This window comes from Nostocoides australiense Ben110 (genome assembly GCF_001050535.1).
GTDB lineage: Bacteria > Actinomycetota > Actinomycetes > Actinomycetales > Dermatophilaceae > Nostocoides_A > Nostocoides_A australiense.
Map to the genome: position 1 here is coordinate 2,236,529 of NZ_HG764815.1, position 21,880 is coordinate 2,258,408.

A 21,880-nucleotide genomic window follows, 5' to 3' on the forward strand; every position below is an offset into this window, starting at 1 on the left:
GGGCGGCGGTGGCGTGAGCGGAACCGGAGGCCACCGGAGAATCGGCGCTGCCCGTCGCGGACCCGACTCTGCCGGCGCGGGTCGCAGCGCTCGCCGCAGTGCCGGTAGCCCCATGTGTCGCAACCGAACCCGCCGAACACCCCGCCGCTGCCATCGTTACGAGGACTGCGGTGACAATCCGGTTGTGGGACATGGTGCTCTCTCGATCGGGGCGCGGCTCCGTGGCCGCGTTGAGCGATCATGTCATGCCCACTTCAAAGCCCCGGCACGCGTCGCTCCGCATCTTGCCGAGGTAGCGACGATCGTCCTCGACGCCCGGTCGGAATGCGAAAGGGCGCGCGTCTGTGTCCTCAGAGCGAGAGTCGCGAGTACTCGGGAAAACGTTCGAGCATCGCCGCGTCCATACGGCGGACGGCGTCGAAGGTCGAATCGTCGTAGTACGAACGCCACGTCTGCTCGGGTGTGCGCCCGCCCTTGGTGGGCAGCACCTTCGCGGCGTCCAGGATGAATCGCCGGCGCGCTTCGGGCACCCCGACCCTACCCAGGGCGTCGTACACGTCACGATTCAGATTCTCGGTGTGAATGAAGCGGACGTCCTGGGTTCGCTCGACCAGTGCCGTCACGATGTCCTGGGTGCGCGACGTGACGGTCGGTGACGGGGCAATCGTGAACTGGTTGGCGTACCTGACGGTGTTCCAGCCGATCTCGGGACGATCAGGCGTGTCCGTGCGGTAGGCGACAGCCGCGAACACGCGGATGTAGTCGGCGAAAGACAGGTCCGGGAAATGCGGGAAATCCCGCTCGACGCGATCCCAGTCCCAGCGGCTGAACTCCGGGTTCTTCCGCCCGTGGGCCCACTCCCGGAACTCATAGGCGGAGACATAGGTCTCGAAGGGACTGCGTACCGTGGCGAGGACCGGCAGGTGCGCGTGACTGGCCGGGATCGCACAGCGTGGCCCGTGTTTGTGGCCGCCTTCGCGAGCAGGGCGTCCCAATGGCCGCTCGCGTCGCAACAGGCCGAGCGCCTGCCGCCCGTAGCCCGGATAGAGGCGGACGAGCATGGCCGCGACGAACGTACCGCCCGTCTTCGGCGGGTGCAGGAAGACGAAATCGTCGGTGAGAATCACACGCTGATTTTGCCGCACGTGCGGACCTGGAACCACAGGTCACGCGTCGCCTAACGTCGCGGGCAAATTGTACTGGATTTCGATCCGGCTGCGTCTGGCGTGTCCCCAAAAAAAAGGAACCTTGTGTGTCAAATCCTTCTATAGCAGACTGCTGGCCGTCTCCGGTCGATCGGGGGGAGACAGCACGCACCCGGCTAACGGGTTTGAAGGACAGGCAGAAACCGCCATGGCTGGAATGGCACGAGGTTGGACCGGCAAGCTCTCTGCGGCAGCGGTCGCGGTGACCCTGGCGATCTTCGGAGGGAGCGCCGCCGGCGCCTTGGGTGCCGAGCAGGCGGTGCCCGCGGGGGCTCACCTGCACGGAGCACGTGTCGCTGCCTCATCCGGTGGGGACGCGGCGCGGCCGGCATCGCCGACCGATTCGACGAAGGTCCCCCACTACTTCGGGCCGTGGCCCAACTGGGCGCTGTCGCCGCTGGTGAAGAACAACGCCACGGTCACCATCGACGGCGGCGGGGGCACGGGCGCCGAGGCGACCGCCACCCTCAGCCCCGTCGACGGCAGCGTGCTCTCGGTGGAACTGACCAACCACGGTTCGGGATACACCAGCCCGCCGACGGTCACCATCACGGGCGGAAACCCCGATGCGACGGCGCACGCGAGCGTGACCACCTCGGGTGGCTTGACGACGTTCACCGTCACCGACCCGGGCGCAGGTTACACCACCTTCGACGTGGCCGTCACCGGAGGGGACGGCAGCGGCGGTGCCGCACAGGCGAGCGGGCGCGTCGATTCCGTCGTGCTGTCCGACCAAGGCCTCGGATACACCGACCCGACATGGAATTCGGCCTGCCCGACGCTCCGGATGGCCAGCAGGCCAAGGGTCACGTCGAGCCGTCGGACATGACCTCCGACGGCAAGATCACCAAGGTCACGATCGACGACCCCGGCTCGGGCTACTACTCGGCACCCGACATCGCCGTCCGCAACGGCACCCTGAACGACCCGGTCGGGTGGCAGGACCCGATGACCGGCCAAAACGCCCAGGCTGCGACCAGCCTCGCCCTCGACGCTATCGTCACCACCGACCCGGGCACCGGCTACGACTCGGCCCCCACCGTGACCGTCACCGACCCGGTCGGCGGCGGCTCGGGCGCCCAGGCCACCGTCGCGACCCAGGTCGGCGCCCTCAACCAGATTGTCGTCGACGCCCCCGGCGCGGGCTACTACACCGGCGGCATCAGGAAGTTCCAGAACCAGCTGCCGCTGCCGTGCGACCCTGCCAACGGTGGCTGCCCCACGACGGACAGCGCGAAATACATCCCGGTCGGCGTCCCGACGCTCAAGACCTACGACTCGGTCGACGCGGAGCAATACGTCATCGCGCTCGTGCAGTACCGGACGAAGTTCAACTCCGACATCCCGGCCACCCTCGTGCGCGGCTATGTGCAGGTCGACACGGGCAACGTCCCGGGCAGCCAGCACGTCCAGCTCTTCAACGAGCTGCTCGACGGCACCAAGGTCGCCGTTAAGGACACCCACGGCAACAATGTCTACGGCGTCACCAGCCCGCAGTGGCTCGGCCCGTTCCTCCAGGCCACCAAGAACAAGCCGGTCCGGGTCATCTTCCACAACTACCTGCCCAAAGGCGCCGACGGCGACCTCTTCCTGCCTGTCGACTCCTCGATGATGGGCAGCGGCATGGGGCCGATGAACATGTCCGAGCCCAGCAGCAACGGCACGGTCATGGACGACGTGCGCAACCCGTCCTGCACCGACATGAAGGACTCGATGTGCTTCAAGGACAACCGCGCCACCTTGCACCTGCACGGCGGGATCACGCCGTGGATCAGTGACGGGACGCCCCACCAGTGGATCACCCCTGCCGGTGAGAACACCCCCTGGCCGCAGGGCGTCAGCGTGGCGAATGTTCCGGACATGTCCGAGTGCACCGCCGCCGACGACGGCTGTATGACGTTCTTCTACAGCAACCAGCAGAGCGCGCGGTTGATGTTCTACCACGACCACGCGTGGGGCATCACCCGGCTCAACGTCTACGCCGGCGAGGCGGCGGGCTACACCATCACCGACGACGCGGAGAAGAAGCTGGTCAGTACCGGTACCATTCCGAACTCCGCGTCGACGATCCCGCTCATCGTCCAGGACCGGACCTTCGTGCCCGGCGACGACCAGCTGTATGACGTGAAGGACGGCAGCGGCAAGGTCACGTCATACGGTCAGGACCCGACGTGGGACAAGAACCGCTGGGGCGGCGCCGGCAGCTTCTGGTACCACCACGTCTACATGCCGGCCCAGAACCCCGGGGACCCCTCGGGCTTCAGCGCCTACGGGCGCTGGATGTACGGGCCATGGTTCTATCCACCGGCCTCGGGCACCACCTACGGCCCGATCGACAACCCGTACTACGACCCAGCCTGCGACCTGGACGTGCCGTCCACCTGGCAATACAAGACCGACCCGTTCTGCGAACCGAAGAAGATCCCGGGCACCCCGAACATCTCGGCGGGTATGGAGCAGTTCAACGACACGCCCGTCGTCAACGGCGTCGCCTACCCGACGGTGACCCTGCAGCCGAAGAGCTACCGCTTCCGGATGCTCAACGCCGCCAACGACCGGTTCTGGAACTTCCAGTGGTATGTCGCCGACCCCGACCAGAAGGGGCCGGGCGGCACGCTCGGTGAGGTGAAGCTCAACCCCGATGAACTCGCTGCGGCGCAGACCAATCCGAGCGTCTTCCCGACGCCGGTGCGGGATTCGTCGACCAACGGACCCGACTGGATCCAGATCGCCAACGAGGGTGGCTTCCTGCCCGCGCCCGTGGTGATCGATGGACAGCAGCCGATCACCTGGAACAACGACCAGACGCTCTTCCAGTTCGGCAACGTCGACCAGCACAGCCTGGTCGTCGCGCCGGCTGAGCGGGCGGATGTGATCGTCGACTTCAGCAAGTACGCCGGCAAGACGCTCATCCTGTACAACGACTCTCCGGCGGCCTACCCGGCCCGGGTGCCGTCTTACGACTACTACACGGGATCACCGGACCTGTCGCCGAACGGTGCCCCGGGAGTGGTCCCCGGATACGGCCCGAACACCCGCACGGTGATGCAGGTCAAGATCGCCGCGGCGACGCCAGCGACAGCCTTCAACCTCACCAAGCTGAAGACCGCGTTCAAGCACAACGTCTCCGGCACCGGCGTCTTCGAGTCCAGTCAGAACCCGATCATCGTCGGCCAGGCCGGCACCGCCAACAAGTCCGACGCCCTCGCGGGTTCGTCGACGGCGGGGAACACCCCGGCGGGCTACAACTCCGCGTATGGCACCTCGTTCGCCACGAGCGGCGACTGCAACAGCAACGTGAGCGCGACCAAGTGCGACGGTGCTGTCCGCATCAACGACCTCGCCTCGCACACCTTCAACACCCTGAAGAACCGCACGTCGCGCAACACGATGGGGATGCAGCACAAGGCGATCCACGACGAGATGAATGCGACCAACTTCGACGAATACGGTCGGATGACCGCCAACCTCGGCGTGGAGAACTCCTCACCGCAGCCTGGCAATATCAACGCGACGCTCTATCCCTATGTCAATCCACCGACCGAGCTGATCGACGGCACCAAGCTGCAATACGGCACCGACAAGATCACGCCGATCGCCACAATGGACGACGGCACCCAGATCTGGCGGATCACCCATAACGGGGTCGATACCCACCCCATCCACTTCCACCTCTACGACGTGCAGGTGCTCAACCGGGTGGCGTGGGACAACCAGGTCATCTGGCCCGACGCCAACGAGCTCGGGTGGAAGGACACGGTGCGGATGTCGCCGCTGATGGACACCATCGTGGCGTTGCGGCCGATCATTCCGAAGACCCCCTTCGAGGTGCCCAATTCGATCCGCAACCTCAACCCGATGATGCCCACCGGGTCGACGGCGATGTTCAACCCGACGGATATGAACGGTGACCCGACTGCGGCGGTGCTCAACCAGCTCGTCAACTTCGGCTGGGAGTACGTCTGGCACTGCCACATCCTGTCCCACGAGGAGATGGACATGATGCGGCCGCAGAGCCTCGCGGTGCCGCCGATCAAGCCCGACGGGGTGATGCGGACCAACGACAATGCGACCAACCAGGTCAGGATCAGTTGGAACGACAACTCGATCACCGAGACATCATTCGTCGTGCAACGCAGCTCGGATGGCGTGACGTGGGCCGATGTGGTCGTCGACCCCTCACCGCTCGACCAGCCGAACACGCATGGTACCCGGACGGTCGTCGACCCGACGGCGCAGCTGGACAAGGCATACAAGTACCGCGTCGTCGCGCTCAACGAGGTCGGCTACGGAGGCGAGTTCCCGTCCCTGACGGTCAAGAGCGTTTCCGATGTCATGGCGACTCCGCCGGACGCCCCTTCGGGTCTGACGGTGGCGCAGGACCTGTCGTCGGTCGGCCGGCTCGGCGTCGACCTGAGTTGGACGGACAACTCGACCGACGAGACCGGCTTCACCGTGTCGCGTTCGACCGACGGCGGGGCGACGTGGACGCCCGTGGGCACGACGCTCGCGCCGGACACGACCTCGGCGGCCGATGTCGTCACCCGCGGAGTGACCTACACCTACCGCGTGACGGCGACCAACGCCATCGGTAGCACGAATTCCGAGTCGGCCAGCATCACGCTGGTCAAGGCGCCGGACGACCTCGCCGCCGCGTCGTCGGGTTCGTCGGTCAAGCTCACCTGGACCGACAGCTCGACCGTCGAGGACTCGTATGTCGTGAAGCGGTCGACTGACGGCACGACGTGGACCACCGCGGGAACCGTTGCCGCGGTGTCCGGTTCGGGTTCGCAGGTGTCCTACACCGACACGTCCGCGCCCAACGACAACGACCTGCAGTATCGGGTCGACGCGGTCAAGGGCAGTGACTGGGACACCTCCAACGTCGCCGGGATCAGCTTCATACCGGCTCCGTCCGACCTGACCGTCACCGGCGCAGCAGATGCCTCCGCCGCGTTGTCGTGGACGAACGCCTCGACGAAGGCGAGCTCCCTGGTGGTGCGCCGGTCCAGTGACGGCGGGACCACGTGGACGACGGTGACGACTCTGGCGGCGACCGCCACCAGCTACACCGACACCGGCCTCACGCGCGGTTCCACCTACCTCTATCAGGTGGGTGCCGTGGGTGCCTATGGCACCTCCTGGTCAGCCTCGGCGTCGCTGATCGTCGTGCTCGCTCCGACTGGCGTCAATCTCACGGTCACCTCGGGGCCGGTGGTCAACGTCACCTGGGTGGACGCTGCGGTGAACGAGACCGGATACCAGGTCCAGCGGTCCACCGACGGTGGGATCACCTGGTCCGACGTGGGCGGGGCGCTGCCCGCCAACAGCACGTCGTATGACGACACGAGCGTCGCTGACGGCGGCAACTACGCCTACCGGGTGGGCGCCATCAGTGGCGCAGACACCGCCTGGTCGGCCACGGCGGGCCCGATCTCGGTGCTGAAGGCCCCGAACGACCTGCGTTTCTCCATCGTCTCCGGCCCGGCTCGGGCGCGGTTGACGTGGACCGACACCACGGCCTACGAATCGCGGTATGACATCCAACGTTCCAGCGACGGCGGCGCCACCTTCACGACCGTCCTCACCAAGACCGCAGTCGGGGGCACGGGAACTTCGGTCTCCGTGGACGACAGGAATATCGTCCAAGGCACGACGTACTACTACCGCGTCGTAGCGGTCCGGACGACACCGAGCGGCTCGGCATCTTCAAATGTGGTGATGGTCATCGCAGACGTTCCGCTCGCACCGACGGTGACGGGTTCGGCCACTGCGACCGACACCACCGAGACGCTCAAGGTGTCCTGGAACGACCTGTCCAACGAGACTGGATATCAGGTCGCAATCGGAGTAGACGGCACGACCACCGCCACGACCGTTAGTGTCGCTGCCAACCAAACGTCCTACACTAGGACCAATCTGTCTAAGCGGCCGTACTACGTGCGAGTGCGCGGGATTAATGGATTCGGTGGCGGCGCCTGGTCTGTCTGGGTTCTCGTGCCTCTGCCCTGATCGCGGCAAGGTCACATACCGCGCGGTAGCGGGGTGTCCAGGCCAGTCTCCACGGAGACTCCAAATCTCGCGTCGGTTCAAGCGCCGATCTGCGCACTTCCCGTCGACTAGCACAGCTCGACTGTCTTGAAGGGGCAGGCCTCGCGGGGACGGGCGACCGACAGGTGCTTGCCGGCATACCCCGCGCGAAGCTGTGGCCGGCGCCGGTGCGTTGCCGTCATATGCTCAATGCGGGTGACCGACATTCGGTGGCCTGCCTGACGACCCGCTAGGAGAGCTATTGCGAATCGCCATCGCACGATCAGTCGCGACCTCATGGTTTCCCGCCCGCGGGGCCTTACCCTTCAGCCAGGGCTTCCCGCGGTCCAACGACACCCGCCTGCGGTCCCTGCGCGCGAATCACACGCTGGCCGGTAACGCCGGCAACATGATCATTTCGGAGTCTCTCGGGCGTATCCTGGGCGGGGATCGCCTTCAAGCGACGTCGTCATACCTCGAAATACTCCGGTTTCGGGAACTCGGTTGGTCGCCGGGGAAGATTGCGGCATTCGTCGAGGAGCATTTCGACCTCGTCGTCTTTCCCATGGCGAATCACGTACGCCCCGGATCGCGCCTGGGCGATCTTGCCGAGATCGTCGAAGGACTCAGGACGGATTTCCTCGTCTTCGGACTCGGCTTACAAGAAGCGATCCCGGCCGAGTTGTCAGGCCTCGACCCCGGCACGGAGCGCTTGTTCAGAATTTTTGATGAGCGCTCGAAAGTTTTCGGGGTTCGGGGAGATCAGACTGCAGCATGGCTTGCAGCGGCTGGGCTTACACGAGCGAAGCCGTTGGGCTGCCCCAGCCTCTACGTGTATCCAAGCAACCTTCTTGGGATCACCGCCCCGAAGGCAACCATGCCCGGCCGGGCGATCACCGCAGGGCATATCCACCAGCGGTCACGCCGCAGTCGCGCCCTCTTCAGGCTGTTCGCCGGTTGGCAGGCTTCCTACGTCATGCAAGACGAGTTATTCCGTCTGCCAGGAGTCGATGACGGTGACGATATCTACAACGACGCCACCGGTGAACTTGATGCGCGGGTCATCAGCGCCGCCCTTGCACGAATTCACCGACGCCGGGCGCCGTTCGCTGGGTATCGCTACTTCCAGGACGTGGACGCGTGGCGGATGTTCGCCACGCAACACGATATGTATGTGGGAGATCGGTTCCATGGCGCGGTAGCCGCGATGCAAGCGGGGGTTCCTGCTCTCGTCCTCGGCGTCGACGTGCGTGTTGCCGAGTTGTGCACCTTTTTCGGGATTCCCTTCGTGCCGATCGAGAGTGCAAGGAAGCAGGACCTGCGCAGCCTTGTCCGATCATCGCTGTCGGAGTCGGCGGTGGCATCCTTTAAGGAAACCTACGTTGATCGGCTTAAAGCGTTCCACGCCGCGATGGCCGAAAGCGGCGTGCCGGTGGCGCGCCCGATCGGTGTCGGTTGGCCCACCCAGCCTGATGGTCTTCGAAGCCCGCAGACGAGAGCCAGTACTCTGGGGCAGGCCGTGAGCCGAAGGAGGACTGCAACTGCCAGCCGACTTCGGCGCCACGGACCGGTCAACTAAGTGCGTCGGGGCGCCGGATCACGTAGATGAACGTCTCGCCGCGAAACCAGTCTCGGCGGGATGGCGGCCGGGTCAGGCCCGACTGAATCCGCGTGGCCACGCGCGCCCCAGACGTCGTGAAACCCGTTGTCCGCCAGGCGGTGCCGCGTGCAGACCGGAGGACTCGCTTGGCCACGCTGCGCGCGGTCACGGGCGGCCTGGCGGGCACGACAGTGAACGCCTCGGCCAGCAGGAGGTCATGCCGTTCGGCGAGTTCGGCCATCCCGGCCGGGAAGGCCAAGAGGATGTGGTCCGCGTTCTCCCACACCATTCCGCGCCGTCCGGCCCACATCCGCTTGGGTGCGAAGGGATTCGGCGTGGTGATCAGCATCTCCCCAGCCGGGGAGAGCAAATCGGTAGCGGTCCGAAAGAGCATTCCGAGGTCCGTGACATGTTCGATGAGTTCCCCGGCAACGATGACGTCGAAAGGGCCTCGCTCACGCAGCGGCCCCGGGCCAGCGCTCAGATCGTGGGTGACGGCCTCGAAGCCGCGCTTCTGCATCGCTGCCACTCCTGCGGGCAAGATGTCCACGGCGAGGCAGGACGCGGCGACCGCGGCAATCCGGCCATGCAACCAACTCGGGCTGTCCATTCTCTCGCTGTCGTGGGCCACGGCGCCGATATCGAGAACCTTGCGTCCTCGGCACCGGTCCTCGACGTAGCCGAGGCGATCACTGACGGGGGGACGGAAGGCAGCCGCCAGGGTCCGAGCGCGCAGCGCGAGGGCGATCGGATCATTCGGGTCGGAAGTCACCGCTGACCATCGAGTCCCGCTGGGATACTCGAGTGCTTTCCGGCTCGCCGCGCTGAAGTCGGCCGCACGGGGGTTGGTCAAACGCATCGATTCTCCACAAGCTGGTCGAGGGCGTCGAGGCACCGCTGCGCGGCGTGCTCGTCGCCATACGGTGATGGAAGCTGCGCCAGTTGCGCGATGGTGAACTCCTTAGCGGCATACAGCGCGAGTGCCTCCCGCACCAGGCCGTGCCCAGGTTCGCAGAGGTGGGCGAAGGTGCCGATGACTTCGGGCCGTTCCGTCGAACGACGCACGACTATCACCGGTCGGCGCCACACGGACGCCTCCTCTTGAATGCCGCCGGAGTCGGAGATAGTGAACGCCGCCTGGGCGCAGAGCCCGACGAACTCGTCATACGGGAGGGGATCCAGCAGAGTCAGTGGGGCCAGCTTGGCGTCGAGGCCGAAGGACGCGATTCGGCCGCGGGTGCGTGGGTGCAGGGGCAGCAGGACCCGCGTGCGTTCCGCAATAGCAGCGAGGTTGTCCAGGAGGGTGGTCAGGCGCCGCGGATCGTCGGTGTTCTCGGGTCGGTGGATGGTGGCTACCACGAAATCATCGGGTGTCAGGCCGAGTTCCTCGATGCGCGCGTACGTGGTCTCGAGCGTGGCGCGCAGCACGGCGGCTACGGCACCGACGATAGTGTTGCCGGTGACCGAGATGCGGTCGGCGGGGATGCCTTCCGCCAGCAGGTTGTCGCGGCTGTTCGTGGTCGGCGCCAGGCACAGGTCGGCCAGGTGGTCGGTGACGACCCGGTTGTGCTCCTCAGGCATGCGCCTGTCGAAGCTGCGCAGGCCGGCTTCGACGTGCACCAGGGGGATCTCCAACGCATTCGCGGTGATCGCGCCGCCGACCACGGTGTTGGTGTCGCCTTGGACCACGACTGCTGCTGGCCGCTCGCGATCGAAGAGGGACTCCAGACCGCGGATCGTCTCGGCGATCTGCATGGCCCGGGTCTGTCCGCCGACCGCGAGACTGGCGACCGGCGCCGGGAGCCCGAGGCCGCGCAGGAACGCGCCAGACATGGCATCGTCCCAATGCTGCCCGCTGTGCACGAGCATGGCGCGAGGTCCGAGCAGCTGCACGATCTCGGCCATCTTGATGATCTCGGGCCGGGTGCCCACCACCACGGCGATCCGTGGTTGCCTCATACCGCCCGCCCTTCCACGGCTCGCTGCAACCGGGACGCGAGCTTGTCCAGCCACGCGTCATGCTTGAGTTCCGCAACGGCGCTTACCAACCCCGTTGGCCGGTCGTCCCCCAGCCGGTGCAGGTAGCCGGCGATCAGATCGGCGGTCCGCTCCGGCGGGTCCTCCCAGCGGACGATCATCCCGCATTCATGGCGCCGGACGACACCTTCTAGATCCCAGCCGCACCGGCTGAGGACCACCGGCACGCCGGCTGCCAGATACTCACCGAACTTCATCGGCCAAGACACCTCGTTGACGAGATTCGGCGCACGGTAGAGGAATCCCAGTCGCGCCTGGGTGAGCCACGCGCCGACCTCGCGCGGATCGTCGGCGGAGACGAACTCGATGGCTTCGTCTGGCAGCCCGTCGGCAAGCACTTGAGTGCGCGGGTCCCGGCTGATGACTCGGAACCGCACGTGCGGCTCCTGGCGGTGCAGGGCGCTCCACACCTGGGCCAAACGTTCGAGGCCCTGCCAGGGCGCACCGCCGCCCTGATAGGTCAGGAATTCTGGGGCTGCCGCGGCCTCAACTCGGAATTCGTCCGTGTCGACGGTGTTGGGTATGACGAGGGTGTCGGCGGGTCGCAGTCGGCCCGCCGCGAGGCGGGCCATCGGTTGGGACACGACGACCACTGACCCGGCCCGGACCCGGCCGGCCATCTTCCACGCCGCCTGCACGGCCAAGCGGTGGCCGCGGCTGTCGTTGGTGAGGAGGCGCTCCTCCGGGATCCCGTTGATGCACCAGACGGCCAGCCGGCCCGGAATGAACGGTCCAGCGCTGAACCCGACGCCGATGACCTGGCGAGCGTCGGGGACCAGCAGCCGCGACAAGCGCCGGCGCGTGTCGAGTGCACCGCGGGGTCCGGCGGGAAGCGTGGTCACGGAACGTACACCCGGGAAGCCGGAGGTGAAGGTGCGAAGTGCCTCGCTGTCCGAGCCCAGACCGGGGGAGAGGTGCACGACATCCACGCTCTCGAACGCCCGGCATGCGGCGGCGAGGAGGAACGCGATGCGGGAACGCTCGATATCCAACTGCCCTCGATACACGAACGAGACCGCGCGTGGCGGTGACGACGGGCGTGTCCCGGATGTCAGGGCGGTGGACCCTTCCCGCACGGTCGTGTCGCGCGCAGCAGGCGATGACACCCGGCTGAGCGTGACGGGCAGATTGGCCTTCGACCACCGGGCCACGGCGAAAGCTCGCCGGAACCCGTTGGTGGACAAGCCCGAGAGCAGCATCAGTCCTCGGTACGCGGGTGAGAGGCCGCAGTCCGACGCGATTGACCTCGCATGCCTGCTGATGAACAGACGGTGAGCCCGGCGGAAGCCGCGACTGGCGGTCCACGCGTCACCAGGGGCGAGGTATTCGAGGGACCGGGCGGCGTGCACGAGAAAGGACCGGCGGAGCCGGCGCGCGGCATCGGGCGGAAAGTGCTGGTTCGTGAACGCGATATTGCGCTCCAGGACCTCGATCAGATCGGGGGAGAGGCCGGCCCGAGTCCGGTCCATGATGCTTCCGGAGCGCTGGCGATAGCCGTAGAGCCGGTCGGCCCGGACGACGGCCCGGCGAATCCGGGGCAGAACCCGCGGGCAGAGTTCGAGATCCTCATAGAGGGTGCCCTCGCGGAAGCGCAGACCGTCGAAGAGCGTCGAGCTGTAGAGCTTGGTCGGCCCCTCCCACCGGGTCGGGGTGCCGGTAACGAGCCGTTCGATTTCCTCAGGGGTGCCGAGGACTTCCCGTGCCGAATCGACCTGGAAGACCGGCGCCGACCGCTCGAACGGCGTTAAGCCGGTGACCACGAGATCGGCATCGAACTCTAGGCAGTCGGCGAGGAGTTCCGCGACGAATTCGGGAGCAAGGATGTCGTCGCCGTCGACCAGGGCCAGGAAATCTCCGGTGGCATGGTCCAGGCCGGTGTTCCGCGCGCCGGACAGGCCTCGATTCGCCTGGTGCACAACGGTGATCCGGGGGTCGCGCGCCGCCAGTCGGTCGCACACTTCGCCGCTGCCGTCGGTGGACCCGTCGTCGACGACGATGATCTCGAGTTCTCGATGGGTCTGGGCGGTGATGCTGGCAAGGCAGTCCGCGACATACGCCTGGACGTTGTAGACCGGCACGATCACGCTGACGCGCTGCGCCGGATGGGCCGGCCCGGTTCTCACGGCGCGGCCCCGGTCAGGTCAGCGAGCCGGCGGCGAAAGGCACCCGGCGAGAGCCATGACAGTTCGCGTGGTGAGTCCGGGCGCGCCTGAGCGCCGATCCACGCCCAATCCACCTCATCGAAACCGTCGACGATCTTGACGGGGCACTCGCGGGACTCCTCGTAGGTGAGCACACCGATATTCCGCGCCACGACCGCAGGGGCATAGCGCAAGGCATCGGCGATCGACCAACCGAAGCCCTCACTGCGAGAGAAGGAGACATATGCCGCGCAATTCTCGTACAGGTGGCGCAGTTCGCCTGGCTCGGGATCATCAACATGGAGCAGGTTAGCGTGACCGACGAGGCTGCCAGGAAGGTCGAAGTCGAGGGTCCGCTGGCTGTGACACCAGACGATCGGCAGCGGTGCTGCATCGACGACCGTCAGCAGATCGTCGAGGCCCTTGACCGCCCCGTAGGGATTGAAGACCGTCAACAGATATGCCGACGGCAGGGCTTGGCGGGGCCGCCGGGCGGTCGGCAGGGGCAGCAGCGGCGGGGGCAGCAGGACGGTTCGTGCGCCGGCCGCCAGGTGGATATTGTCGGGGGCCTGCATGGCGACGAACGAATAGCGGCCGGCGACGTCGGGGGTGAGGCGTTCTCCGGAGGGGACGATCAAGCTGACCCGCGATCGTGCCGCCGACTCCAATGCCGGACCGCTCAAAGAGCGAAGGAGCACGTCGTAGCGCCTGCCCAGCAGCCGCGACCTGACCGGGTTCAGCACACGTTGGATCAGCCAGCCCTTGGCGCCGATGTCATATCCGGCCGCCCACCAGCGCCAGTCGGCATAGTCGTGGACGCGGACACGGTCGGGCACCACCGCCAGCGGACCGTCAAGGCGTCTCCGCACGACCACGTCCACGTCGTCGTCGGCCAGCGCGGCGAGAACCGAGTGCAGCGCTCGTTCCGCCCCGCCTGCCCCACCCAGCCAGCCCGAACTGACGAGCACCCGCAGGCGCCGCTGGCGAGTCTTCCGAGACCGTATGGCGCGGGCGCGCGCCCGCGGCTGCGCGGCCGCATACGCCTTCATCGCCGTGGCGACCGGGGCCGGGAAGCGCGCGTACGCCTGCGCGGCGACGGCGACCGCGGCGTGACTCGGGTGCCGCTTCAGCAGGTCAGCGGTGGCGCGCAACTCGTGCAGCACGCCCTCAGCGTTCGGGTCCGCCGCCGCGACGAGGGCGCGGTGCAGGGCCAGTTGCTTGCGGACCAGCCGGCCAGCGGCCGGCCCAACCAGGTCCGGGCGACAGCCGCGGACGTAGTCGAGTTGGGCGGCTGCCGCGTCCGCCGAATGCCGCCGGGAGATCACGGTGGCCGGACCGCCGGTGAGACTTCCCGGCCGCTGGAGATAATTGTAGAGAACTGCCGACGTTACGGTGACGCGGCTGGCGCGATGGAGAACACGGAAGGTCGTGAACTCGTCCTCGTGGATGCGACCATCGGGGAATTGCATCCCCTCCCACAGGCTCGTGCGATAAAGCTTGGCGGGCGTGATGGTCCACAGGGTGTGCAGGTCGCCGAAGTGCTCGGTCAGGGCCTGGTCACCGGTCAGGCACCGGACCTCGGGCGGGCCGGAATGGGTCCCCCCGGCCGGGTCGGACGTGATCCGCGCGAAGCGGCACACGGCGATCTGGGTGTCCTGCTGCTCGGCGAGACCCACCAGGGTCTCGACGAAGGAGTGGTCCAACCAGTCATCCCCGTCAACGAAGGTGACATAGAAGCCGCGGACCCTGTCCAGGCCGGCGTTCCGGGCACCCGAGAGTCCGGCGTTGTCCTGGTGGATGACCTCCACGCGAGGATCGGCGGCGGCGTAGGCATCGCAGAGCCCGCCCGAGCCGTCCGGTGAGCCGTCGTCGACCAGAATGACCTGCAGATCCGCATACGTCTGCGCGAGTATGGAGTCGACACAGCGCGGCAACTCGGCCTCCACGTCATGGATTGGCACGACGACACTGACCAGCCTCATGAGACGCCCGCGAGTTCGAGGGCCCGGCGATAGAACTCGCTGCTCCGCTGCAATTCCGCTCGTGTGCCTGCCGCAGTGATCTTGCCGTCGTGCATCACGACGAGGGTGTCGCACAGGTCGAGGGTGGTCATCCGGTGCGCGACGACCACCAGCGCGATGTCGCCGTGCAGGCCAGCGAGCGAGGTGCGGATCAACGCCTCACTCTCGGGGTCCAGCGCCGAGGTGGGCTCGTCGAGGACGACCAGCTCGGGGGAGCCGGCCAAGGCGCGGGCGATGGAGATGCGTTGTCGCTGGCCGCCGGAGAGCTGGCTGCCGCGTTCGCCGAGATGCGTGTCGAAGCCCTGGGGCAGGCTCTGGATGTCCTGGAGAACGTTGGCGGCGGCCGCGGCGCGGTGCAGGTCCTGCTCGCTGATGCCCTCGCGGAAGAAGCGGATGTTTTCCGCCACAGTCCCGGTGAACAGTTGCGGCTGCTGAGGCACGAAAGCGACCCGGGAGGTCCACCAGGCCCGGTCGATGTCGGCCAGGTCCACGCCGGCAACGGTGACCAGACCGCGGGCCGGCCGCCGAAGACCGAGGAGTAAGTGCGCGAGCGAAGACTTGCCGGCACCCGACGGCCCGATCACGCCCGTGGCGCTGCCCGCGGTGACCGTCAGCGACACGGCATCGAGCGCCTGGCGGTCCGGCGCATAGGCAAAGCTGACGGCGTCGAGGACGAGCGGGGTGAGCGCCGGAGGCTGAGCCCGGCCGGTGTTCGCTGCCTGCGCGCGGTACTTCGCCACGGTGGCGTCGAGCAACTGTACGGAGGGGATTGCGGCCGAAATGATCCCCGAGACGTTCGTGATCTGTTGCCCGAAGGTCATCGAGCGCAACATCAAGAGCATGACCGATCCCACGCCGGCCATGTCGTCCGTGCCGATCCGCGACAGCAGGATGACGGCGCCGAGGATGGCGGCATACACAAAGAGGGTGTATGTCGGTGTCAGCAGGCCACTCAGCAGCTGGACGCGCCGCTGATTGTCGGTGGCGGTCCTGGTCAACTCGCTGACCCGCTCGGCGATGGGACGCTGGACCCCGAAAACGTGCATCTCCAGGGGGAGCGCGCCGAACTCGGCGACATTCGAGGCAAACGCCAGGTCGGCCCTATTGGTCGTCGCCGCCCGGGCCCGGATCCGGCCCCGCAGGGGAGTGAGGATGGCACCCAGCAGCGCCAGGATGGAGAGCACGGCGAGCGCGGCCACGGGTTGGATCACCAGGCTCGCGGCCAGGAACGCCACGAGGCTGAGTGCGGCGGTCACGGCCTGTGTGGCAGCCGTTACGGCCATGTTCACGCGCCCGACGAAGGAGGTGAGCAGTTCCTGCAGCCGGCCGGACGGCTCGGCCTGCTGCACCTCCCAGGCGGTATACAAGTAGGCGTGCGCTAATTCGATCCGCTGGGCGTAGCGCACCTTGGCACTCATCGTGGCGGCGAGCCGGACCGCCAGCACGGCCAGCACGAACCGAAGGATGACTGCGGTCGCGGCCAGCGTGAGTGCGGTCCACAAGGACAAGCTCACCCTGCCGGGCGCCGTGATCTGGTTCTCGCCGCCGGCAACCGCGAGCAGCGTCGTGGTCAACAACACCAGGAAGGCCGCTTCGAGCATGGCACCGACAAAGGCCGTCAGGGCCAGGGCGGCCATCCGGACACGGTGCCGGCGAGCCAAAGTCAGCAGCAGGCTCCAGCCGGACGTGGCTGACGTCACGGTGGTCGCGGCTTTGGTTGTCATCGCCGGCGGCGGATGGTGCGGCGGACGAGAACGGCTCGATAGGTCTCAAGGGACACCGCTGCAACCCCGCGTTGGTCGAAGGTGGACATTGCCCGTTCCCGGGCGGCTGCGCCCAGGGTAATGCGCAGTCCGGGGTCGTCCAGCACGCGCGTGAGCGCACGGATCAGCGCCGGGGAGTCCACCGGCGGCACGAACAGCACGTGTTCACCGTCCGTGCCGATCTCCCGGCAACCCCGGATGTCGGTCAGGACCATGGCGCACCCGCATGCGGCCGCCTCCATCGCCGCCCGGGAAAAACCCTCTCGGTACGACGCCAAGACGAAGACGTCGAAGGCAGAGTAGACGGCGGGCATATCGGTGTGCTCACCGGCATACCGCACGGCCGGGTCCCGCCGGGGCGGGGGGCCGGCGGTGTCGTCCTCGGGCCCAACCCAGACGAAGCGCGCCCGGTGACCAAGGGCCCGGGCCGCAGCCGAGAACTCCGTGTCCCCTTTTTCCAGGACCCGCCTGCCGACCGTCCCGACGACGAGCTCGTCGGGGCCGACGCCCCAGGCCGTGCGCAGACGCTCCCGACCACCCGGATCGGGGTGGAAGTGCTCCAGGTCGATGCCATTGCCGACCACCTGGTGCCGGCCCGGCTTCAGGACGCGGCGCATCGTCCGCTCGTCTTCCGCGTTCTGGAAGAGTTCGTAGTCCGAGCATCGCACCGCCGCCGCTTCGAGACCGTAGACGAACGCCCGGCGCAGCAGCGGGTCGCCCGGTCGCGCCCACAACCCGTGACAGGTGTTGACCACGACCGGAACGCCAGCGATCCGGCCCGCGAGCCGGCCCATCACCCCGGTCTTGGGATTGTGGGTATGCAGCACCTCGGGCCGCAGCCGACGCAGAATCCGCACCAGGTCGACGAAGGCCCGCGTATCCGCGCGCGGATTCCAGGTGCGGGTCAGGCTGGGCAGCGGCACGTGCGTCACGCCCAGCGCCTCGATGCGGGGCGCATACGGCCCGCCCGAGCTGATGCCGAAAACGTCGTAACCGGCCTCACGCGCCGTGACCAGTTCGGTGGCGAGCAGCAGTGCCAGACTCATGTCGACCGTGGTCAAGTGCACCAGCCGGGGCGCGCCTCGGGCCGCCTGCGCGTATGCCGCCTCGTGAGCGGTCACTGCCATACGGATGTCGTATGCCGAGGCTCGCGCCCGCGCCGCCCGCGACAGCTCTGCCCGAAGGTGGCCGTCCCCGGCGACAGTCAGCAGGGCGTCCGCCAAGGCTTGCGGATCCCCGGGCGACACCAGCAGCCCTTCCCGACCCTCCCGAACTTGGCCTGGGACACCACCGACCCGGGTGGCCACGACCGGGAGACCGGCGGCGAAGGCCTCCATCACGGCCACGGGGAGCCCTTCGTGGGCGGACCCGAGCACGAAGATGTCCGCAGCCGCAAGGATCCGGTGCACATCGCGGCGATAGCCCAGAAGCTGGAAGTGGTCGCCGAGAGCGAGCTGATCACGCCGGGCGGTCGTCTGCTCGAGCAACGGCCCTTGCCCAACAGCGGCGAAGCGCAACCGGGGTTCGGCGTCGACGGCGAACCGGGCGGCCTGCAACAGGTTGGGATAGTCCTTGTTCCGGCGCAGGTTGGCCACCGTCACCGCCAGGATTTCGTCCGGGGCGATGCCGAGTTCGGCGCGGGCAGCCTCCCGGGTGCTGGGCGCGGAACGGGAATCGGTGGTGTCGATCCCGTGGACGAGGACGCGGGATCGCCGCCGCAGGGGCGCCCAGATCGTCTCGCGCACCGGCTCACTGACCGCCCACGACGCGGTGTCCGTCCACGCCGTGGCGGCGTTTGCCAGCCGAGTCGGCAGCCGGTGGCTGGTCCATTCGTTATGTTCGGTGGCGACGATCGCCGGCCGCTGCCGTTTCGGCAGCGTCCACACGGCCACGCGGGCCGCGCTGGCCAGCACGGGGGAGTGCACGTGAACGACATCGGCGGCGGCAAGTTCGGTGCGCAGATCACGCAGCCAGGCCGCCCGTGCTGTGCTGTCGGCGCCGAGGCGGCGGGGCGTGACGCCGACTTCCTCGAACTCGGTCACCAGGTGTGTCTTGTCGGGGCGCAGATAGCGGATCCGGTGCTCGAAACGCCCATGGTCACCGGTGCGCATCGCCAGCAGCAGCAACTGCTCGGCGCCCCCGGGGCCAAGGCCCTTGATGAGGGTCAGAACCCGCACCCGCTGCGGAGGCGCCATATGTCCCGTCTCCCGATCCGGCGACCGTGGATCCGGGCGCCCCGGCGGCAGCCTACGACATAGGCTGACTCCGTGAGCGAGGTTCCTGGCAATGGGCTCGACGTGCGTCCGGCGCGGCCCGAAGACCTGCCGGCCATCGTCGAGCTGCTGCGGACGGCCCTCGGCAAAAAGCACGACCAGCACTATGAGGCCTACCTCGACTGGAAGCACCAGCAAAGCCCGTTCGGCGCATCGCCCGCGTGGGTAGCGGCCGACGGCGAGCGGGTCGTCGGCTTCCGGACCTTCATGCGCTGGAGTTTCCTCGGCGCGGACGGGCGGCGACTGCGCGCGGTGCGGGCCGTCGACACGGCCACGGATGCCGGCTATCGCGGGCAGGGGATCTTCCGTCGCCTGACGCTGCAGGCTGTGGCCGATCTGACGATGGCCGGTGACGGCTTCGTCTTCAACACCCCGAACGACCAGAGCCGTCCGGGGTATCGGTCGATGGGCTGGCAGCCGGCCGGGCGGCTGCCCGTCGGGGTCCTTCCCGGGCGTCCCGGCAGCCTTCCGCGAATCGCCGCCGCGCGTGGGGCGGCCGAAATCTGGTCCACACCCACGGACGTCGGCGTGCCCGCTCGCGAGGTGTTCGCTCAGGCGGCGACGGCAGCGGTGCTCCTGCGTCGTACGGCCGCAGGCGGTACCCGGACCGAGCGGACCCCGGAGTACCTGCGGTGGCGCTATGGCTTCGAGCCGCTGCACTACCGGGTGGCGTTCGCGGAAGAAGGCGATCCGGCGTCCGGCGGTCTCGTCTTTCGGCTGCGCCGCCGCGGAGGCGCTCTGGAGGCGGTGGTCGCGGATGTCTTCGCCGGGCCGCGATCCGGGTTCGCCACGATCCGGCGCGTGCTTGCTGTCACCGGGGCGGATTACGCCATCAGCCTGCGTTCCGGACCTGCGTCCGGGTTCGTCCCCGTCCCTCGGCAAGGCCCGCTGCTGGTCACCCGGCCGCTGGCCACGGGCTCACCGGAGCCAAGGTCCTGGCGGCTCACGATGGGCGACATCGAACTCTTCTGAACAGTATGGCAAATGCCCGGCGAGGCCCAGCACAACACCGGCGAGCAGCGAGACGGGCAGGAACTCGACGAGGTGATCGACGAGTGAGTGTACCGCCAGCGCGACCCATGCGGCGATGGCCGGCAGTGCCGCGGCCGTGCGCGCCGTGACCAGCCAGGCCAAGCCCAACAGGAAGCTGGCGGCCAGGAGCCACACACCGACCCACCCGGTCTCGGCACCCACCTGCAACAGCAGCGAATGCGCGGAGGCGGTGTCGGGGTCGGCGGCCAGCGGGCTGGTAGCCGCGAAAGCGCCAGGGCCGGCGCCGGTTCGGGGCGAGGCCTCCCAGAGGCTCAGCGCGTCCTGCCACAAGCGCAGCCGCACCGGATCCCGAGCGATGATCAGCCTCAGCCAGCCGGCGCCACCCGTGCGCACCACCGTCAGCACCGCCAAAGAGCCCGCCGCGGTGACCGCGGTGGCCAAAAGCGCCAGGGTCCACCGGAGCAAGGCACTCGGGCGCGGGATCCGCGCCGCCAACAGCCCGGTGAGCAGGGTCGGGACCGCGACCGCCAAGCCGACGCGCGAGGAGTTGGCGACAACCGTGGCCAGCGCCAGGCCTGAGCATGTATACAAGAGCGGGCGAAAACGAACCGGGGCCTCGGCCAGCACCGCTCCACTCATGCCGATGACCTGGATCGCCAGCGCCGCGTTGGCATTCGGATAGCCCAGGGGGTCGATGCCGGGAGCCAGGGACCACATCGCGCCGAAGAAGAGGAGCAGGGTGACCGCGACCGTGAGTCCGATCAGGACGCGAACGGACAACCGGCACAGGAGCGTCCCCGCGACGGCACCGGTGAGGAGGGCCGTTGGGGCGAGCACATAGGGCGACCACGGGTTGACGCCGGATTGCCCCTCTCCGGCTCCCACCCCTGCCCAGGCGACCCAGGCCAGGACGGCTGTGACCAAAAAGAGCGCGAACCACTTGGTCCGCGGCTCACGCACCGCCGGCAGGGCCGTCCGATGGGACGAGGGGGTCAGCAGGTAGGCGTTCCCACCGTGTTACACAAGGTCCCGCACCTGACGACGACCGCATTGCCGCGCTGATCCACCAACCGGCCGCCGCAGGAACCATTGGCCGGCGTCGAGGTGAAGTTGACCTTCATGTCGCAATAGCTGTAGATGACGTCACCGGTGCGGTCCTTGCACCCGATCGCGACGCGAACGCACCCATAGATGCAACCGGAGCCGACGGCACCGCCACCGGACTTGCGCAACAGGAACCCGCCAGGCAGGGCCGTCCCGGAGGAGGGTTCGGTGGTCCCGTTCGGGAAGTTTTGCACGATGAGGGCTGCGCCCCCAGTGCACACCCCGCTGTTATTTGTGTCGAAGAACGGCCCCGCTTGGACGACAACACTGGGCGTGTTCCCCCCGGTGCCGGGGGCGATGCACGGGCAGGTGGCACCTTGGGGCACCTGCCCATAGATGTAGAGCCACTTTTGTCCGTTGGTGGGGCAGTAACGCACCAGGGTAAACAGGGGCGTCCGGGGGCTCGCGGGCGCACACTTGGGTGTGCAGGTGATCGCCGCGTTCGCCTCGGTGCTAACAACGAGCGGGGTCGACCAGGCGACGACTGCAGCGCTGCCGGTTGCCAGTGTCGCTCGCCGCGACGGCGTGAAGGCGTGCTCGGTGTGACCGCTTTGCTCGTGCATCTGTAACACCCTCCCGAGGCCCGCCACCTGCGGCGTCCCCCGACTATTCAGCGATTGCGCAGTCCGAAGGGTAGCAGGCTACTGGCCGGGGCGCGATGAGTTCGCCAAGGCCGACAATGTCCCCATTTTGGTGGTCAGTTGCGGGTGCGC

At 67.7% G+C, this 21,880-nt stretch carries 13 protein-coding genes; 4 read left to right on the forward strand and 9 right to left on the reverse strand.

Annotated elements, in window-relative coordinates:
* Positions 1–350 precede the first annotated feature (350 nt).
* Positions 351–1,127 (reverse strand): hypothetical protein, encoded by a 777-nt coding sequence (locus BN11_RS10810; protein ID WP_048697524.1) that lies wholly within the window; start codon positions 1,125–1,127, stop codon positions 351–353.
* Between the two features lie 235 nt (positions 1,128–1,362).
* Here BN11_RS10810 and BN11_RS24690 point away from each other — a divergent pair, with 235 nt between their 5' ends.
* The 3 genes from BN11_RS24690 (at position 1,363) to BN11_RS10820 (ending at position 8,814) form a co-directional block, all read left to right on the forward strand.
* A complete protein-coding gene (locus BN11_RS24690) occupies positions 1,363–2,034 on the forward strand; it encodes a hypothetical protein (RefSeq protein WP_053084070.1) in 672 nt (223 codons plus the stop codon).
* Positions 1,965–7,217: a multicopper oxidase domain-containing protein gene (locus BN11_RS10815; RefSeq protein ID WP_053084071.1), complete on the forward strand. Its 5,253-nt coding sequence runs from the start codon at positions 1,965–1,967 to the stop codon at positions 7,215–7,217. Before BN11_RS24690 ends, BN11_RS10815 begins: the two co-directional genes overlap by 70 nt.
* A 280-nt stretch (positions 7,218–7,497) precedes the next feature.
* A complete protein-coding gene (locus tag BN11_RS10820) occupies positions 7,498–8,814 on the forward strand; it encodes a polysaccharide pyruvyl transferase family protein (RefSeq protein WP_157044084.1) in 1,317 nt (438 codons plus the stop codon).
* On the opposite strand, the gene BN11_RS10825 is transcribed toward BN11_RS10820, so the two are convergent.
* The 6 genes from BN11_RS10825 to BN11_RS25170 form a co-directional block, all read right to left on the reverse strand.
* Positions 8,807–9,607 (reverse strand): class I SAM-dependent methyltransferase, encoded by an 801-nt coding sequence (locus BN11_RS10825; protein WP_048697528.1) that lies wholly within the window; start codon positions 9,605–9,607, stop codon positions 8,807–8,809. The two genes, BN11_RS10820 and BN11_RS10825, sit on opposite strands and share 8 nt — an antisense overlap.
* Positions 9,608–9,684: 77 nt before the next feature.
* A complete protein-coding gene (wecB, locus tag BN11_RS10830) occupies positions 9,685–10,794 on the reverse strand; it encodes a non-hydrolyzing UDP-N-acetylglucosamine 2-epimerase (protein ID WP_048697530.1) in 1,110 nt (369 codons plus the stop codon).
* Complete coding sequence (locus BN11_RS10835; protein WP_048697532.1) at positions 10,791–12,995, reverse strand: glycosyltransferase; 2,205 nt, start codon at positions 12,993–12,995, stop codon at positions 10,791–10,793. Before BN11_RS10835 ends, wecB begins: the two co-directional genes overlap by 4 nt.
* Positions 12,992–14,974, reverse strand: coding sequence for a glycosyltransferase (locus BN11_RS10840; RefSeq protein ID WP_162213212.1), 1,983 nt, complete (start codon positions 14,972–14,974; stop codon positions 12,992–12,994). Before BN11_RS10840 ends, BN11_RS10835 begins: the two co-directional genes overlap by 4 nt.
* Before the next feature lie 17 nt (positions 14,975–14,991).
* Entirely contained in the window at positions 14,992–16,758 is a 1,767-nt protein-coding gene (locus BN11_RS10845; protein WP_048697536.1) for an ABC transporter ATP-binding protein, read from the reverse strand.
* A complete protein-coding gene (locus BN11_RS25170; protein WP_235435438.1) occupies positions 16,755–18,992 on the reverse strand; it encodes a glycosyltransferase in 2,238 nt (745 codons plus the stop codon). Before BN11_RS25170 ends, BN11_RS10845 begins: the two co-directional genes overlap by 4 nt.
* A 72-nt stretch (positions 18,993–19,064) precedes the next feature.
* Here BN11_RS25170 and BN11_RS10860 point away from each other — a divergent pair, with 72 nt between their 5' ends.
* Positions 19,065–20,042, forward strand: a complete 978-nt coding sequence (locus BN11_RS10860) for a GNAT family N-acetyltransferase (RefSeq protein WP_048697537.1) — start codon at positions 19,065–19,067, stop codon at positions 20,040–20,042.
* Here BN11_RS10860 and BN11_RS10865 read toward each other — a convergent pair.
* Both BN11_RS10865 and BN11_RS10870 read right to left on the reverse strand, forming a co-directional pair.
* On the reverse strand, positions 19,989–21,023 hold the full coding sequence (locus BN11_RS10865) for an O-antigen ligase family protein (protein WP_048697539.1): 1,035 nt from the start codon (positions 21,021–21,023) through the stop codon (positions 19,989–19,991). The two genes, BN11_RS10860 and BN11_RS10865, sit on opposite strands and share 54 nt — an antisense overlap.
* 32 nt (positions 21,024–21,055) lie before the next feature.
* On the reverse strand, positions 21,056–21,730 hold the full coding sequence (locus BN11_RS10870) for a hypothetical protein (RefSeq protein WP_235435439.1): 675 nt from the start codon (positions 21,728–21,730) through the stop codon (positions 21,056–21,058).
* Positions 21,731–21,880 lie beyond the last annotated feature (150 nt).